General features: G+C 66.2%; 17 protein-coding genes and 1 tRNA gene. 4 read left to right on the top strand and 14 right to left on the bottom strand.

Annotation, left to right across the window (positions count from 1 at the left end; all coding sequences use genetic code 11):
• Positions 1-4 precede the first annotated feature (4 nt).
• From GSI01S_RS12800 to GSI01S_RS12790, 3 genes are all read left to right on the top strand, one after another.
• Positions 5-574 carry a TIGR03086 family metal-binding protein gene (locus tag GSI01S_RS12800; RefSeq protein ID WP_039867662.1) on the top strand — a complete coding sequence of 190 codons (570 nt, stop codon included), beginning with the start codon at positions 5-7 and terminating at the stop codon, positions 572-574.
• Positions 575-667: 93 nt separating this feature from the next.
• Positions 668-741, top strand: a tRNA-Gly gene (locus tag GSI01S_RS12795).
• Positions 742-881: 140 nt separating this feature from the next.
• Positions 882-1,685 (top strand): DUF5677 domain-containing protein, encoded by an 804-nt coding sequence (locus GSI01S_RS12790; protein ID WP_006896992.1) that lies wholly within the window; start codon positions 882-884, stop codon positions 1,683-1,685.
• Here GSI01S_RS12790 and GSI01S_RS12785 read toward each other — a convergent pair.
• The 8 genes from GSI01S_RS12785 to GSI01S_RS12755 all read right to left on the bottom strand — a co-directional run bounded on the left by GSI01S_RS12785 (position 1,675) and on the right by GSI01S_RS12755 (position 9,804).
• Entirely contained in the window at positions 1,675-3,165 is a 1,491-nt protein-coding gene (locus tag GSI01S_RS12785; RefSeq protein ID WP_006896991.1) for a tyrosine-type recombinase/integrase, read from the bottom strand. The two genes, GSI01S_RS12790 and GSI01S_RS12785, sit on opposite strands and share 11 nt — an antisense overlap.
• 1 nt (position 3,166) lies before the next feature.
• A complete protein-coding gene (locus GSI01S_RS12780; RefSeq protein WP_006896990.1) occupies positions 3,167-3,796 on the bottom strand; it encodes a recombinase family protein in 630 nt (209 codons plus the stop codon).
• A gap of 231 nt (positions 3,797-4,027) precedes the next feature.
• Positions 4,028-4,468, bottom strand: a complete 441-nt coding sequence (locus tag GSI01S_RS19555; RefSeq protein ID WP_051999660.1) for a hypothetical protein — start codon at positions 4,466-4,468, stop codon at positions 4,028-4,030.
• A gap of 606 nt (positions 4,469-5,074) precedes the next feature.
• Positions 5,075-7,246 carry an AAA family ATPase gene (locus tag GSI01S_RS12770; RefSeq protein ID WP_006896988.1) on the bottom strand — a complete coding sequence of 724 codons (2,172 nt, stop codon included), beginning with the start codon at positions 7,244-7,246 and terminating at the stop codon, positions 5,075-5,077.
• 93 nt (positions 7,247-7,339) lie between these two features.
• Positions 7,340-7,549, bottom strand: coding sequence for a hypothetical protein (locus GSI01S_RS20150; protein ID WP_006896987.1), 210 nt, complete (start codon positions 7,547-7,549; stop codon positions 7,340-7,342).
• A 212-nt stretch (positions 7,550-7,761) separates the two neighbouring features.
• Positions 7,762-8,499 carry a hypothetical protein gene (locus GSI01S_RS12765; protein ID WP_006896986.1) on the bottom strand — a complete coding sequence of 246 codons (738 nt, stop codon included), beginning with the start codon at positions 8,497-8,499 and terminating at the stop codon, positions 7,762-7,764.
• Positions 8,496-8,774 carry a hypothetical protein gene (locus GSI01S_RS12760; RefSeq protein WP_006896985.1) on the bottom strand — a complete coding sequence of 93 codons (279 nt, stop codon included), beginning with the start codon at positions 8,772-8,774 and terminating at the stop codon, positions 8,496-8,498. Before GSI01S_RS12760 ends, GSI01S_RS12765 begins: the two co-directional genes overlap by 4 nt.
• Positions 8,775-9,252: 478 nt before the next feature.
• Complete coding sequence (locus GSI01S_RS12755) at positions 9,253-9,804, bottom strand: hypothetical protein (protein ID WP_006896984.1); 552 nt, start codon at positions 9,802-9,804, stop codon at positions 9,253-9,255.
• A gap of 146 nt (positions 9,805-9,950) precedes the next feature.
• On the opposite strand from GSI01S_RS12755, the gene GSI01S_RS12750 reads away from it, so the two are divergent.
• A complete protein-coding gene (locus GSI01S_RS12750) occupies positions 9,951-10,175 on the top strand; it encodes a helix-turn-helix domain-containing protein (RefSeq protein ID WP_369403326.1) in 225 nt (74 codons plus the stop codon).
• Between the two features lie 329 nt (positions 10,176-10,504).
• Here the strand turns inward: GSI01S_RS12750 and GSI01S_RS12745 are convergent, their stop codons facing one another.
• The 6 genes from GSI01S_RS12745 to hutU all read right to left on the bottom strand — a co-directional run bounded on the left by GSI01S_RS12745 (position 10,505) and on the right by hutU (position 16,484).
• Positions 10,505-10,903, bottom strand: coding sequence for a hypothetical protein (locus GSI01S_RS12745; protein ID WP_006896982.1), 399 nt, complete (start codon positions 10,901-10,903; stop codon positions 10,505-10,507).
• Positions 10,900-11,109: a hypothetical protein gene (locus GSI01S_RS12740; protein ID WP_006896981.1), complete on the bottom strand. Its 210-nt coding sequence runs from the start codon at positions 11,107-11,109 to the stop codon at positions 10,900-10,902. The genes GSI01S_RS12745 and GSI01S_RS12740 overlap by 4 nt, the downstream gene beginning before the upstream one ends.
• A gap of 3 nt (positions 11,110-11,112) precedes the next feature.
• Positions 11,113-12,348 (bottom strand): hypothetical protein, encoded by a 1,236-nt coding sequence (locus tag GSI01S_RS12735; protein WP_006896980.1) that lies wholly within the window; start codon positions 12,346-12,348, stop codon positions 11,113-11,115.
• A gap of 780 nt (positions 12,349-13,128) precedes the next feature.
• Positions 13,129-13,578 (bottom strand): arginase family protein, encoded by a 450-nt coding sequence (locus GSI01S_RS12730; RefSeq protein WP_157225328.1) that lies wholly within the window; start codon positions 13,576-13,578, stop codon positions 13,129-13,131.
• A 32-nt stretch (positions 13,579-13,610) separates the two neighbouring features.
• Positions 13,611-14,807, bottom strand: a complete 1,197-nt coding sequence (hutI, locus tag GSI01S_RS12725) for an imidazolonepropionase (RefSeq protein WP_006896978.1) — start codon at positions 14,805-14,807, stop codon at positions 13,611-13,613.
• A 3-nt stretch (positions 14,808-14,810) separates the two neighbouring features.
• Positions 14,811-16,484: a urocanate hydratase gene (hutU, locus tag GSI01S_RS12720; RefSeq protein WP_006896977.1), complete on the bottom strand. Its 1,674-nt coding sequence runs from the start codon at positions 16,482-16,484 to the stop codon at positions 14,811-14,813.
• Positions 16,485-16,500 lie beyond the last annotated feature (16 nt).

Raw genomic sequence — 16,500 nt, 5'->3', positions numbered from 1 at the left:
AATCATGGAAACGTCCACTGCCCTGAACCAGACCCTGAAGAGCCTCGCCGACGTTCTCGACGGTGCCTCAGACACTCCGCTCGACGCTCCGACTCCATGCAGCGAGTTCGACTTTCAGACGTTGCGGGCCCACGTCGTGGGGTGGTTGACCGCGTTCACCGACGGATTCACTTCAGACGACCATCTCTGCAGTGATCCGGGCGCGGTGTCTGTGGCCGGCACCGGCGGCGACCAGGTACGGGAGCTCGCCGAACGACTCGACGTCGTGCTGCCGGAGGCCGCCGCCGAACCGCTCCGAATCGGAGAGTCCGCGATGCCCGGAGACATGGCTCTGTCGATGATGTTGTGGGAGTACCAGGTTCACGGTTGGGACCTGGCTCGCGCGGCCGGGAGACCCTGGGCGCCCGCCGACAGCGCGCTGGAGGCTTCGCTGGAGTTCGCGCCCGGGATGCTCACCCCGGACTTCCAGGGCGAGGGCAAGGCCTTCGCGGCTAGCGTGCCGGTTCCTGAGACCGCCCCGCCGCTCGACAGGCTCGTCGGGTTGTCGGGCCGTGATCCGCACTGGACGGCCTGACGGAAGCCGTCACACCTGACGGCTTCCGGAGCGTCGGTCACTGCGAGTCGACGGCGGTTTGCTAGTCTTGGAGCCGCGAGATCGCCTCGCAGTGCCGATGTAGTTTAGTGGTAGAACATCAGCTTCCCAAGCTGAGAGTGCGGGTTCGATTCCCGTCATCGGCTCCACGAAATCCCCTGGTCAGAGAGTTTCTGGCCGGGGGATTCCGCGTTCTGCGGGACGCCCACCCCGGCACCACCCCGGCGTGCCGTGTGCCCTATGTGCCGGAATTCGCGGAAGTGTCGGAGCTGTGTGCGATCATCGCTCCATGACAGAGGGGCCGATCGGATCTGAACGACTGTGCGAGATTGCGTCCGAACTCGTCGAGGGCTGGCATGCTTATCTTGACCGGGAGCCTGTCTCGAAATCCATCGACTTGGTGCGCGTCGGTTGCCTGTACGGGCTCGCGATGAACAATACGAACTTGCTCGAGTACATCGCGCGGTCGCATCAGGAAGGAGTAAGCCCTCTCCTTCTCATGCCGCTCGTCAGGACGGCCTACGAGACTGGGATTACTGCCCAGTGGATAGCGCAAGTGGATGATGCTCCTAATGCATGGATAAATGAGAGCCGACGACAGAGTGGAATTCTCGTCCGCGCCTTGCGGGAGTCGACGAACGAAACATTCCGTTCCGCAGCTGACTCGGTCGAAAAGGCTCGAGTTGCCTACGACGATCTCCCGGATCCCGCTTCTGCGCAATCCGTCGCCAAAAACTTCAAGGATATCTGCGACGAGATAGGGGTCGGCGCAGATGGCTCGTATCAGTACTACAAGCTCCTTTGTGCGTTCACTCATCCATCAGTTGACCTTGCAGACGAGTATATCGCCCAAGGTCAGGAGGACCCGCCCACCAGCTTTATGGCACTGCGCGTACCCAAGTTCGACGCAACCGATGCATGGCTGTTCTTGGCAGTCGCCGCGACAGTGTGGGCGCAGATAGCGTTCCAATACAAGGCCAAGGATGACCGTCTTAAGAACCGACTGAGGGCTACCTCTCGCGAGCTTGGAATCGCTCTCGACCTAAAGCCAACGGGGAAGGCGTGGCTGCGGCAGAACCCTCCTAAATCCTGAGCGCCACCACGTTGTCGCCCGTCGCCGGAGCGCCCATCCCCGCCAGGGCGTCCATCGCGTCGGTGTGGTCGTCCTCGAAGAGGTGCGCGTAGACGCTGAGGGTGGTGGTGACCTTGGCGTGGCCCATGAACCGTGCGATCTCCAACGGCGGGATGCCTGCGGCGACGCAGAGGCTCGCATACGAGTGCCTGAGCGAGTGAAACTTCAGGCCCTCGGGCAGCGTGATCGGCTCGCCGGCGAATGGCGAATCGTTCGCGGCGCGCTGTTCTGCCGCGAGGCGGTTGGCGCGGAGTACTGCGGGCCGGAACACCGCCTTATAGAAGTTGCCGTGCCGGTGCGCCAGCTTCCAGTCCAGCTCGATGCGCTCCGCTGCTTCGGTGACGGAGAGCGCGGCCAGGGCGGAGGCTTGTCGCTGGTTCGGCGTTCCGGCTGCGGTGTTCTTGACGCCGGTCGGCTTGCCGGGAATCAGCCTCATCGCTGGGAACAGCGGCGCGGTGGGCTCGTCTCGCCGTGGATGCCGTGCGAGGTAGTCGCGGAGGACCTGCGCGGTCGCGGGCGGCAACGGCACCGTGCGTCGACTACCGCGAGTCTTCGGGGTGTCGTAGACGTCGCCGTCGGGGGTGACGCGGAGCGTTCGGTGGACGTTCAGCTGCGCGGGCTTGGGGCGTGCGTTGGGGTTGACCTGCCGCTGCGGCAACAACACGTCGCCTACTTGCAGCCCGGCCAGCTCAGCGGCGCGCAGGCCACTCCAAACGGCGGTGTGGGCCAGCACGTTGAACGGCCACGGCAGCGCTGCTTCCAGGACGGTGACCTGCGCTGCGGTGAGGAACGAGTCGGGATCGTCCACGACGCCCGGCGTCCCCGACTCGGCGGTGCGCTCGCTCGGCAGCTTCACGTGATCGGCGGGATTGTCGCGCAGCAGGCCGTCGACCACGGCCTGTTCCAGCACCATCTTCACGATGAAGTAGGAGTGGCGCACGGTTGAGGGCTTCTTTCCTGCGGCCAGCATCGCCTCCACCCATTCGGCGATCATCTGCCGCGTGATGCCCGCGAGTGTCTTGCCGCCGAACGTGGCGATGATCGACAGGTGCTTGGTGCTGTTGCCGTCCTTGTCGCGCTTCGTGCGGACCTTGGGCCGTAGCTGGTTCTCGTACTCGGCGCGGGTGCTCGCTTTCAGGTCGGTACGGCTCGCCAGCCACTCGTCCGCCGCGACCGTGAACAGCTTGTCCTCGTAGGTGCGGACACCGCCGGGTCGGTGCTTCTCGGCGTTCAGTTCGTCGCGGTACGCCTCGGCCTCGTCCCGCGCGGCGAACGACTTCTGGCGTGCGCGGGTTCGCTTGCGCCCGTTAGGCTTCGCCTCGTCCACTGGAACCGGAAGTCCTCGTTCGTCGCGCACGGTCTCACGCCAGACGACTTCGTAGCGCTTGACGGCGCGGCCCTTGCTCTTGACGGTGGTCTCGTGGGTGCGAATGTAAGCCATGTCAGGCTGCCTTTCCGTTGAGTCGTGCCAGGGCGCGGCGGACAGTGCTGTAGCTCCAGGTGTCGCCGCCCTTGGCAGTGGGGATGCCTTCGCTCGTGAGTTGCGAGGCGATGGCCTTCGCGCCGAGGCCCTGCGCTGCGAGTACCTGGATGCGTCGCTGCGCGGTGGTGCTGACGAGGCCCGGTGCGCCTTGGGTGCGCTTGGCGTCGAGGGCTTCGCGGGTGCGGGTGCCGATCTTGCGGCGTTCCTCTGCGGCGACCGCGAGGCGGACGTCGGCGACGAGGCGCTGACTGGGATCGCCGCTGTCTGCGCCCTCGCAGTCCATCAGTCGCCAGCCGTAGTCGTTGGCGCGCTTCATGATCCGGGCGGCGTCGAGTTGGTCGCGGGTGGCGCGGTCCAGGGCGCGGACGAGCACCGCTTGTGCCACGCCCGATTCCACTGCGGCGATGGCGACCTCTCGTCCGTGCATCTTGTCGTTCTTCGCGCCGCTGACGACGTCGGTGGTGACGGTGAGTAGCTCGTGGCCGCGAGACGCGCACCACTGTTCCAACGATGTGCGCTGCGCTTCCAGGCCGAGGCCGCTCTGTCCTTGCTCTCGGGTGCTCACACGCACATAGCCGATAATTCGCATTCTTCGCCTTCCGTAGGTGGTGGGGTCTGAGGGGCGCGCTGCTGCCTGCGCCCCTTGCGCCCCACACAGTAGCAGCACGTACGTTCGATAAGGCTGAGTAATCGCAGGTCAGAGAGCTGTCCGAGTGAGTGCGCCTGGCTTCGGATGTAAGACTGAGATCGGCCTGCCCCAGCCCTGCGCCGTGCGCGGCCCGTTAGGGCCGTGAGCGAGAGCTGAGGCCGGTCTGATGCGCTACCGCTGGCCTTTGCGCGGTGGTGTGTGGCCGTGCAACTGGTCCAGGGCGTCGGCCAGGTCGAGCATCCCTGTCTCGTTGGCGCTGCCCTCGCCGGCGACTGAACGCGGCTCGTCGTGGTGGCGAGGAGTGAGCCGGGGCGTGATGGTCGGGGTGTCGTCGTGGTGCTGCACCTCGACCAATTCGGCGTCGATCCAATCGGGGGCGGCGTCGGGTGCGCGGTCCTCGTCCGTGTCGCCTCGGCGTGCTCGGCTCTCGGCCCGCGAGCCGCCGGACATCACGGCCTCCAAGATTCCCTCGAAGGGCTTGGGGTCCACCGAGACTTCGACGGCGGTCTTGGCGCTGAGGCCCGCGCGGTCGAGCGCGTCCTTGATCGCGGCGAGCTTCACGTGGTCGGGGGCTTCGTCGCTGACAGCGATCTTCAGGAGTTCCTTCGCCATCCGATCTGCGGCGTTCTCCAGGCGGGCACGAGCGGCCCTACGTACATGCCCGCTTGCCCCACCGTGGACCCGGCAGACTGTCGCCCCCTTGATAGCCAACCTCCTGCATCTCTCTCCCGTCTTCTTGTGAGCGACGCACCGCGCGGAGTCGTTCTCTTCGAGCATGGCGTCCCACTTGGCTGCGGCCTCCGGCGTGGTCCTCGGTGGATCGACTACCCACACCTCGAAGTCGGGGTCCTCGGGGTCGGTCTCCCAGTGGCCGCGCCCGGTGCCTTCCGGAGTGGAATCGGTTGTGTTCAAATCGTTCTCGTTCATCTGTTGCCCTCTGTTCTTGGGTGAAACTGTCGATGTCTACTGCGGTTGTGCAGGCAAGGCGGGCAACTCAACCCCGCAACCTTGCCCTAAGGGTGGGCGGGTACAGGGTTGAGTTGCCCTGTACCCCGCCACCGGCACCCGGCCTCAGGTGTGGTTCAGAGTTGGGTACCGAGTTGCTCAGCCCGCCTACCTGCTGTTTTAGGTGTTGCGGCCAACTACGTACCAACCCGTACCTATGCCGGGTACCGAGTTGCCGGGCCGACTGTTCTCGGTTGCCCGCGACACTGCGGACTACGGCTCCACATCGTCGTCTCCGGTGAGCTCGACGGGCTGCTTCTCGCTGCCCGCGCCGATGCGAATGACCCCGCCGCTGCCGGGTCCGTAGCGATCACGATTGACGGTCCGTCGACCTTCGGTCGCTGGCCGCTTCTCAATGACCACCCGTCGCGTATCGACCAATTGCTGCAAGGCCGAGTCGACGACGTCCCGCTTGCCACCTACCTGCTTGCAGAGCTCGTTCTTGGAGAACGCGAACGGATTGTCGGTGATCAACTCCAGCAACGCTCGCTTCTTGTCTTGCACGCGTAAGTCGGTGAGGGCTGTTCGTTCGCCACCTCCCGCCCCGGACCTGGCGACCGTCACCGACACCGCTGCCGTCTCCGCGTCCCTGTCATCAAGGTCTCCGAACGCCGGTAGCTGCCAGTCCACGTCCCACCGACTGCCGCCCCACTGCCGAGACCCGAACTCCACCGCGAGCCGATACGCGCCGTTGTCCAGATCGGCCTTCTCACGGTGCTTCTGCAGAATCCAGCTGTCGGCCCACTGGCCCATGCCAGCCTGCGAAATGCTGTCGAGGTCGAGATCGGCGCCGCCCGACTTCTTGAAGTGGTCGGCGATGATCAACGCGGCCTTGCCTGCAACCAGACCCGACAGGCCAGCAAGCATCCGCCCTCGTTCGTAGAGGTTCTGCGCCTCGATGCCCGCCGGATGGAAGGCATACAGCGGGTCGATGATCACCAGCTCTGGGCGTACGTCGTCCAACGCAGCGGTGAGCGCAGTCGTGAACTCGGGTGCGTCCAACGGTCCGACGTCGAAGACCGCGTAGATCGGTAGGTCGGCCAGATCGACGTCGTACGACCGGGCGATGGCTTGCAGTCGCCGCATGAAGGGTCCGCGCCCGCCTTCGCCGACGTAGTAGACGACGGGTCCGGGCGTCGTCACCTCGAATTCGCCGAACAGTGGACGCCCGCTCGCCACGGCGAGAGCGATGGACATGAGGTTGTACGACTTAAGGGTCTTCTTCTCGCCGCCCATCGGACCGAATGAACCTCTCGGCCACACGCCTTTGATCAGCCATTCCATCGGCGGAACCGGCTCGGCCAGGGCGGACGCCGGGACGAGCTCGAACCGCTTGGCGTCGGGCCGATTTTTGCCTCTGTCCAGACGAGCGAGGGTGTCGGCGGGATTAGCGAGCTTTGCGTGCGCTGCCGCCCACCTCGCTGTCCGGTAGAACTCGTCAGGACCGGGCCGCGAACGCCCGTCCGGACTACGCCCCTCCCATTCAAACGACTCGTGGAACGCTTCCTGCAGCAGCGCCAAGGCGTCGGTGGCGGGGTAGCACCCGGCGGCGGCTTCGCGGAACGCCCACGGTAGAGCCTGGACGAGAGCTTCGTGGCTGCTGCCTCCGTTGCGCACGTCGTTTTCGAACGCTTGCAGTGGACCCTTAATCGCATTCGGTCGGGTATTGCGGGTGTGTGCAGGATCGTTCAAGAACGCGGCGAGTTCCGCGTCGTTCATCGGCTCGGGATCGACCTCGCTCGAGGCGGACAGGCATTCGCGTAGCGCTGCGGGCAGCTTCGGCAGAACCGATTCGCCGGCGATCCAGCGGTACTCACCGTCCTCTCGGACATGGGGTGTGGGCTCAGCGATGATGACGCCGTTCTTACCTCGTACCTCTCCGAACGGACGGAACGCGCCTGCGCCGTTCCCGACTTGTTCGTCTGTCCGGAACAAGTAGTGACCGCGGTCAGGGTCGTCCCGCCGCGACAACTGCACCACGCCTTGGCGGAGGCCGTCAGCCAGGCGGATCGGGAGGTCGGCGACAGCGGCCGAGTCCAGATCGAAGGCAACGACACCACTGCGGCCGACGTGTAGTGCGATTCCGTAGTCGGGGTTCGCGTCCCACCATTCGGCTACCTGGGCGGTGTCGCGGCTGGACTGTGTCTGCCACGAACCGCCGACCACGCTGCCAGGATTCTTCGTTCCCGGTGCGACCGGCAGGACGAACCATCCGGCGTCCGCGTACGCCAAGGCGGACTTGTAGAGACTGAGCCCGGATACATCGGGCACGCGAAGTCCCGGACGGGGGAACTGGAAGGTTGTCAGATTCTCGTCCGAGTCGTTGCGCGATAGCGACTTCAACGAAGGTTGTGCCTCGGTGGGCGAGGTAGTGTTCGGCTGCATCTTGTTCCTTGAGCTTGGTGCGATCGTTGTGGTGACGATGACGACGCCCGCTACGGAGGCGAGGCCGTAGCGGGCGTCTTCGCGTTCAGCCCGTCATGCGCCTTCTCCTTCGCGGGCTTGGGCTTCAAGGTCGCGCCGGACGCGGTCGGCGAACAGGACCGAGCCGCTGAGCGCGGTCAGCTCTGCCGCCGCAAGTCGGGGACGGATCGTGGACAGAGGTGTGTCGCGGGTTCCCTTGCGCGGGAACGGTTCTCGACCGGCCGACGGTTGTTTTGCCTGGTCAGATGGGGTAAGGTAGCTCACGCTGAACTCCTTCGTACTGGTTCTGCTTCGTCGAGCCCCCGGCCACTCCTCAGGTCGGGGGCTCGAAGCTTTTAGAGGGGTGACGGGCGGCGATTTGCCGTTGAGATGCGGCCCGGTCGGGTAACTCGGCCCAAGGCCGCCGCTGGCCCGAGGGCGGAGAGCTCAGCCCTGTCAGATGGGCCTGGCCGCAGGGTGGCGGGATTGGCCTGTCGTTACGCGGGCAGCGCGGGAGTCTCGACGAACGCACTCACCGGAAAGAGACACACTCCGCGAGCGCCTCCGGTCGGGTACGGCGGAAGCGACGCCTCCGGCGCGTCCTGAGCGCCAAGTATTCTCAGCGCCTGCGCCATAGTGGGCTGTGCGTCGTCGTGTCCGTCGTAGAGCTGGCCAAGCTGCTCTCGCGGGAACGCGCTCGTCAGCCGCTCGGCGCACGACGGACACACCCACCACACCACGACGTACTGCCCGCTGGTCTGCGTGAGAAGCTGCGGCTTGGTCAGGTAACTACCGCGACGACCCTGCCCCTCGTGCCAGTAGCAAAACGACATGTTGAGTGCGGTCTGCTCGGGCAGATTCCGTTGCAACAAAACGTTTTTGGTCTTCTCGCCATTGTGAACGACGATCGGCTGGCCGGGACTCCACGCCGGAACGATGATCGGCGCAAGAAGGTGCTCGGGATTCTTGGTGGTGAAGCGCTGCGTCAGCGGAACGTGGTCGTCCACGCCCGGCACTCGCGGACGCGCCGCGCGACCCTGCGTGTAGAGCCATTCGCCCTCGCCGGCGAATTGAGACATCGCGAGGCGGTGCTCTTCCAGAACCTCGATCAGTTTGGCTGTCGCGGACTCGCTGCCGTCCAGCGCGGGACTGGAGAACTGTTCAACTTCGACCAGAACGGCGTCGATCTGGTCGGCCAAGTGCAGTTCGTACGCGGTGGGGTTCTCGATGCTCACGCTGCGTCACCGCCTCGGTGAACTGCGGGCCGTGCCAAACTGCGAATCCACACCGCGAGGTCACGCTCGCTGAAGTAGTTGCACCCGGAGATCTTGTAGACGGGAAGCTCACGGGCTTCGATGGCCGTACGCATTCTCGTCGGGGTGATAGGTACCCGGAACACGTCGTTGATGAACTCGACTGCGCCGTCGCGACCGCGAATGGTCGGCATCTCGTTCAGATAGATCGGGCCGACGGTCTGCTTGCGCGGGTCGGTCTTGACTTGCTGACTCATTGGGGCCTCTCAGGATTTGAGAGGGCTGCGTTTGCGAATCATGCGGGAGTTCCGATCGCGACCGCAACCCTCGGGTTGTGGATTCACTGATCGGCCCCAATCAAGGGATACGGGGCTGCTGCGGTCGAAGTCGCCGTCGCGTGTCCGTATCGGTACCGATTAACTCCTGAGCCGCTTGACCGGCCCGTAACGTCACCCCGGCTAGCGGGCTGCGCGGTAACCACTATGGCATAAGGGGCCGCAGGCCCGCAAGCAATGAACCGCTCCTGACCTGCGTCGATGCGTCGAAAGCGCGCTAGTTGACACCCACGACAACTTTCTGATTTGCGGCCTGATTTGGCCGCTGTCGAGAGAAATGGGCTTCGGGGTCGTTCGGTGGCGGGCGGGTGAAGTCAAGGAGCGTCCAGAATGTCGGATAACAAGAACGGCGACCAGCCGAAGCTGATCGCCGATCTTGGGGTAGGGCGTCGTGGATCGATTATGGCGTTGGGGTGGCGGACGAAGCCGGTGTATCTGGTTCCATACTGACGAGTTCTTTGGTCTCTGAGTTGCCGGATAGCTTGCCGTCGCGAATCTGTAGAAGTTGGTACTCGAATACAACGACCGCGTCGTCCGACTCGCGATAGCCGACAGTGCACCTGATGCCCTCTTTCACCTCGTCAACCTTCTCCGGTTTGCCGTCGTCGTCCCATTGGCCCGGGGTTGCTCTGCGTTCGCGCTGGGCGGTGACCGTTCCGGTGACGGTCCACGCCTTGGTGTTTCGAGTGTCTGAGGGCTTAGGCGCTGTTGCCTCGACGTCAGAGAACGCGAGATCGGTAACGACGATGCGTGAGGACTCCCACTGGACCACCTCGGTCAAGCTGGCGTCGTTCGGCGGTCCGGTAAGGCTGAGGCTGTCCTTGCCGTGCTCCTCGACCGCTTGGAGGCAAGCTTCGGATACTCGATCTTCAACGGTGGGGTCCGAACCGCATCCCGCGAGAAGGGCCAAAGCTGCACTTGCGCCGAGAAGCGTGGTGAGGGTCCGTTTCATGTGCGTTGTGTCCTGTCTGGGAGGTTGCGTCTCGCGAACAGTAGCCCACCTGTCAGGGGGTATGACTCGTTGGCTGTGGTCGGTCTGGTCTAGAGCCGATTGGCTTGGTAATTGTGCCGACAGTCAAGCCTCCGAACAGCCCAACCTTGGGCGAGTTTGGCGAGCGCGTACGACTGCGGCGTGAAGAACTCGGGTGGAGTCAGGAGCACGCCGCCGACCAGATCGGCATCCACTGGACACAACTCGGACGAGTAGAACGCGGACAGCGCAGTAGCCGCATCGAGTCGATCCTGAAGATCGCCGCTGGCCTCCAAACGACGCCGGGAGCGCTGATGGACGGTCTGCCGATCGTGGAAGCCGAAGGCGCATAGCCGAACCCCGCCGAAGCTGGCGTGGGGATACCGGAGACCTCGACGGGGTTCGGGGTTGTGATCCGCCCTGCCGGAGAGCGTGCGGATCACGGCTCGCAAGGCGACAAGTCAAGCCTCACTCGGAACGGACAGGTCTACGTTCCTCTTTCTCGGCAGGGACGGAAGGTCCTGCCAAGTCTGGTCGGCCCTGCGGGCCGGGCGTGTAGTTGTAGGGCTGGCCGGAGGGCTATCGCTGGTAGCTCAGCTCTCAGGCGGCTGGCTGCACGGTGCTGGCGGTGGCCTGGTGGCCGGGCGCACATCTCAACGCGGTAGATCGGAGGCGGCGCACGTCATCGACGCATCTTCTTTCCCGCGTTGGGGCGAGCCGGGTTCGGCTTCGCTGTCACCGTCAGCTTCTTCTGCGACTTGTCCAGGCGCGGGGTGACGTCCAGGCGTCGGTCGGGCTTGCCGTGATATCCGGCGATACCCTTCACCATCACGGCGCGTCCGCTGGGAGCGCGGAACTCAGCTCCCACCTTCACGCCCTTGTAGTCGCCGCCTTGGCCGACTTCGAGGTGCTTGGTGAAGCTGCCTTCGACGTAGGCGTCGCCGACCTTGCCGCCCACCTTCTTCGCGCTCGACTTGGTGGCCTTGGTGGCGGCTGCCTTGGCTCCCTTCGCGGACGCCGACAGCTTGGTCCCGGCTCCCGCGAAGCGCCCGAGACGATCACGCTTGTAGATGCGGCTCATCCTCGTCCCCACTCGGCTCGGTCGGCGAGTTCGTCGGCCAGGCCGCGCATCGCCGTGTCGTCGGGGATCGCCGGCGACTTCCCTCGATAGAGGCCGCCCTCGTCGGGCCGGGCGTCCTGGAGGTCGGGCGGGGTCAGGCCCGGTCCCCAGGAGTATTCGCCCGGCCCGTCGTGGTCGCGCTGCGTAGTGCGCGCGCTCGCCGACATGTCCTACTTCCAGTCCCAGGTCGGGGCCTCGTAGTCGCCGATCTCCTTGACCTGCACCACGCACGCTGCCCCGCGATACCGGACGCCCGTTCCGAAGCTGCGCTGGAAAAACGAATCGGTCAGCGGGTAGCGCTGGTCGCGTCCGGGGATCATGCGGAGGCCCTGGTAGGCGGCGTTGGGGTGCTGGCGGAACGCGACCGGATTCAGGTTGCTGTTCGGTCCGCCGGTGGCGACCACTGCGATGTATCCCACTGGAAGGTAGTAGCTCGGGACGATCCAGGCCGGACCGTACGAGCCGAGCACCTCCAAGCCGCCGAACTCGCCCGGAGCGACCTGGCCGACCACGTTCTCGGCGGCGAGGTACGCCGGAGCCGAGGCGCTCGGAATGAAGTCGTACTTGCTCTCGATGCCGCCCGACTCGATGCCTGCGCGGAACGTCGAGATGATCTCGCCCTCGTTCGGGTGGCACAGGACGATAAGCCGCGAGCTGCCGTCGGTGCCGAATCCCTTGCTGCGTACCGCGTTAATCGCGTCCACGAGGTCGCCGGGATCGAGCACGGCGTTGCCGCTGACGAGGTAATGCGAAGCCTCGGCGGGGAAGTCCTGGCCCGCGTGCGACGGCGGGATCATCCCGTCTTCGCCGTTGTAGAGGCCGTAGACCTTGTGGCCCACCTCGTTCAGCTTCTCGGCGGGGTCGAAGAGACGGCGAAGAATGCTGCCGGTGACTAGACGATTGTCAGACTCGAAGGCGCGGTTCACGACGCTGCGCACCTGTTCCGCCGAAGCGGACCTAAGGAACTTCCAGGTAAAACGCGACGCAAGGTCGAAATCGGTAAAATCGTATCCGAGGATCGTGGCGTTCGGTTCGGCTCGCAGGCCCGTCGGCTCGCCGAACTCGGATGCTTCCTCGAAGTGATCGCCGCCGAGAACCTGCGGAATCGCGTCGGCGGCGTTCACCGTCGGATACGAAACGAGCGCGGCCAACGAGGACCGCTGCTGATTCCACTTGCTCATCGCGGCGGCTGCGTCGTCCCACAGTCGGTTGAGGTCGACGCCGTCGCTGGTCTGCGACACGAGGACGTCGCCCTGGCTGCTGTAGCCGCGAGCGCTGTCGCCGCCGAAGGCGAACAACTCGTCGACGTCGAGGACCGCCAAGGCGCTAGCGTCCTCGCGGGCCGGGCGAGAGAAGAAGGGGCGGGAGTTCCAGGGCCGATTGTCGGCCGGGCGGGTGATGCTCATGCGAAGTGCTCCAATTCGGTAGCGGATGACTGACGAGAAATCGCCGACACTCGCCGGCGAACGTCGGTCGCTGACCGAACGGACCTATTCACTTTGGAGACGAACTCAACCCGATCCCGTGTAACTGCTGCGCTCTGCGAACCTGCCTAGCTTCGAGCTGCGGTGCGAGCGGCCACCAGCGGCGGGCGCTGCCCTGCACGCGGCGGTATGGCTGCCACCGTAAACCCACCGTCCGAGGCACCGCCACCCCGGCACCACCCCGGCCACTGCGGGGAATCCGGCGGTGATCCAGCGGTAGCCGCCAGTACGCCGCTGGTAGTCATTCGTGTGCTCTGACCTGCGTCGATTCGTCGAATGTCGCCGGATCGGCGCTGGTGGTGCTCTCTCGGAGAACGCCTCGGAAACGCCTTCCCAAGCTGAGAGTGCGGGTTCGATTCCCGTCATCGGCTCCACGAAATCCCCTGGTCAGAGTGCTTCTGGCCGGGGGATTTCGCGTTGCGAGGCAACTGTGAGTCAACATCTGCGAGTAGGTGCGGGCTCGCCCGCACCCGACTCCGGACGTCTCGATCGGACTCTGAGTCCACCGCATGGCGACACTCGACGAGTGCATCTGCGATCGCCGCACCAGGCGCGGTCTCAACGCCACGTCGTCGGGCGAGCTGACGCGGCGCCGACCCGCTGCCCCGACCATTCCTCGGACGGTCCGTACATCGCCCGCCGCAACGTATTCCGTCTGCTGTGACGGCTCGAGCATCCGGCGTCGGCCCCGCCTCCGCGTCCTCATGAGACGGACGGACATGGCGATGCGGCGACGGCGGTCTTGACCGAGCGGGAGCACACGTCTATACATGTATAGACAACGTGGTTGGTGTCACTTACAACGATGCTCATTGCGGACCGGCCGAGCCGCTCCTGGCCGGCTTCCAGCTCGCCGTCGGTGACAGCGACGTCGCCGGCGTCGAAGACGCTGATCGGTCCGGACAGGGCCATCGGCGCCAACGCGCGCCGCAGTGCACCGGGCCCCGTCGCCGCTCCGGTGCGGCCCTTGTTGCGGCGTACCCCTTCGTCGCTGGCGAAGCCGACGATCGTGGTGGGGGCGGGGGAGTCGGCGGCGGGCGGATCGTCGGCGACGAGCGGGCGCACCACGTGATGCCACCGCACATGCCCGGCACCCGGGCCGTCGTCTCGCCCCGACCACGGTTCGGGCGTCACATCCACGAGTCCGGTCATCGACATCGCTTGTGCCTCTCAATCTTCGGTTGTCAGTGTCGGGCGGGGACGGGTGCCCCGTTCTTCCACACCTCGCGGACCAGCGGAACTCCCGGCCGATAGGCCAGATGGATGTGCGACGGTGCGTCCAGTGCGATCGCGTCGGCGCGCGATCCCACCGTCAGACGGCCGATGTCGTTGCGCTGCAAGGCCGCTGCTCCGCCGGCGGTGGCGGCCCAGACCGCCTCGTCGGGACTCATGTGCATCTCCCGCACGGCCAGCGCGATGCACAGCGGGATGCTCGTGGTGTAACTGGTGCCGGGATTGCAGTCGGCGGCCAGCGCCACGGTGACGCCGGCGTCGAGCATCGCGCGAGCGTCGGGGTATCTGCTGCTGCGCGTGCAGAAGTCGGCGGTGGGCAGCAGGGTCGCGACCGTGCTGCTCGCGGCCAGCGCTTCGACGTCGTCGGCGGTGGTGTGCGTGACGTGGTCCACCGACGCGGCGCCGAGCTCGACGGCCAACTGCACGCCGGGGCCGGGGCCGAGCTGGTTGCCGTGCACTCGCGCGGTCAGCCCGGCGTCGATGCCGGCACGCAGCACCGCCTCGGACTGGTCGCGGTCGAACGCGCCGGTCTCGCAGAAGACGTCGATCCACTTCGCGTGCGGTGCGCAGTCGGGGATCATCCGCTCGCAGACCATCTCGACGTAATCGTCGGTGCGACCGGTGTATTCGGGCGGCGTCACGTGCGCGGCGAGCAGCGTCGTCTCACCGGTGTGCCGGCCCGCGACGCGAAGGCTGCGCATCTCGGTGTCGATGTCCTGCCCGTAACCGGACTTGCATTCGATCGTGGTGCTCCCGGCGGCGAGCGCCTCGCGCACCAGCCGCGCCATGTTGGCGTCGAGCTGGTCGTCGGAGGCGCCGCGGGTGGCGGCGATGGTGGTACGGATACCTCCCGCGCCGTACGGCTCGCCCGTCATCCGGGCCGCGAACTCCTCGGCGCGTTCACCGCCGAACACCAGATGTGCGTGACTGTCCACGAAGCCCGGCAGCACGGCGCGTCCGTCCACGTCGTAGCGGTGGTGCGCGGCGCCGTCCGGAACCCGGGCGGCGGGGCCGACCCACTCCACGACGCCGTCGCGGAAGACCATCGCGGCGTCGTGGAGCAGTCCCAGCGGACCGTCGCCGAGCTCCGGGCTGTTGGTGATCAACGTGCCGATGCCGGTGATGAGAACCGATCCGTCTGAGGTCATCGGTCAGCTCTCGGCCATCGGGATGCGCACGCCGCGGGTGCGCGCGGTCTCGGTGGCGTGGTCGTAGCCGGCGTCCACGTGCCGGATGACGCCCATGCCCGGGTCGTTGGTGAGGACCCGTTCGATCTTCTGCGCGGCGAGTTCGGTTCCATCGGCGATGCACACCTGACCGGCATGGATCGAGCGTCCCATGCCGACGCCGCCACCGTGGTGGATCGACACCCAGGAGGCGCCGGACGCCGTGTTGACCAGTGCGTTGAGCAGCGGCCAGTCGGCGATCGCGTCCGAACCGTCGGCCATGTCCTCGGTCTCGCGGTAGGGCGAGGCCACCGAACCGGAGTCGAGGTGGTCGCGGCCGATGGCCAGCGGCGCCGACAGTTCGCCGCTGGCGACCATCTCGTTGAACTTGAGTCCGGCACGGTGCCGCTCTCCGTAACCGAGCCAGCAGATGCGGGCGGGCAGTCCCTCGAACTCCACCCGCTCACCGGCCATCGTGATCCAGCGCCGCAGGTGCTCGTTCTCCGGGAACAGTTCGAGGATGGCCTTGTCGGTGGCCTCGATGTCCTTCGGGTCGCCCGACAGCGCCGCCCACCGGAACGGGCCGAGGCCCTCCTCGAACAGCGGGCGGATGTAGGCCGGAACGAAGCCCGGGAACTCGAACGCCCGCTCGTAGCCGCCCTTGCGGGCCTCGTCGCGGATCGAGTTGCCGTAGTCGAAGACCTCGGCGCCGCGATCCATGAACCCGACCATCGCCTCCACGTGCGCGGCCATCGAGCGCTGCGACTCCGTGGTGAACCACTGCGGATCCTTCTGGGCGTACGTGTGCCAGTCCTCGAGGGAGATCCCGACGGGCAGGTACGACAGCGGGTCGTGCGCGGAGGTCTGGTCGGTGACGATGTCGATCGGGGCGTTCATCTCCAGCAGCTGCGGGAAGATCTCGGCCGCGTTGCCGAGCAGGCCGATCGACAGCGGTCGGCGCTCGTCGCGGGCCCTGGTCGCCAGATCGAGCGCCTCGTCGACGGTCTCGGCCTTCGCGTCGAGGTAGCGATGCGCGATCCGGCGGTCGATGCGGGCCGGGTCGCACTCCACGCAGATCGCGACGCCGTCGTTCATCGTGACCGCCAGCGGCTGCGCGCCGCCCATGCCGCCGAGGCCGGCGGTGAGGGTGATCGTCCCGGCCAGCGTGCCGCCGAAGCGCTTGCGGGCCACGGCACCGAAGGTCTCGTAGGTGCCCTGCAGGATGCCCTGGCTGCCGATGTAGATCCACGAGCCGGCCGTCATCTGGCCGTACATGGTCAGCCCGAGTTCCTCGAGCCTGCGGAACTCCTCCCAGTTGGCCCAGTCGCCGACGAGGTTGGAGTTGGCCAGCAGCACGCGCGGCGCCCACTCGTTGGTGCGGAAGACGCCGACCGGCTTGCCGGACTGCACCAGCATGGTCTCGTCGTCCTTGAGGGTCTTGAGCGTGGCCACCATCGCGTCGAACGCGGCCCAGCTGCGGGCGGCGCGACCGGTGCCGCCGTAGACGACCAGGTCGTCCGGGCGTTCGGCGACCTCGGGGTCGAGGTTGTTCATCAGCATCCGCAGCGCGCCCTCCTGCTGCCACCCGAGGGTGTTCAGCTCGGAGCCGCGCGGTGCGCGGACGGGGCGGGCTTCGTGGCCGGGCGAGGTGATGTCCATGAGAACTCCTGGTGTT

The sequence above is a fragment of the Gordonia sihwensis NBRC 108236 genome (assembly GCF_000333035.1).
GTDB lineage: Bacteria > Actinomycetota > Actinomycetes > Mycobacteriales > Mycobacteriaceae > Gordonia > Gordonia sihwensis.
The sequence above is the reverse complement of the archived record's forward strand: the minus strand, read 5'-3'. Positions and strand labels throughout refer to the sequence as shown.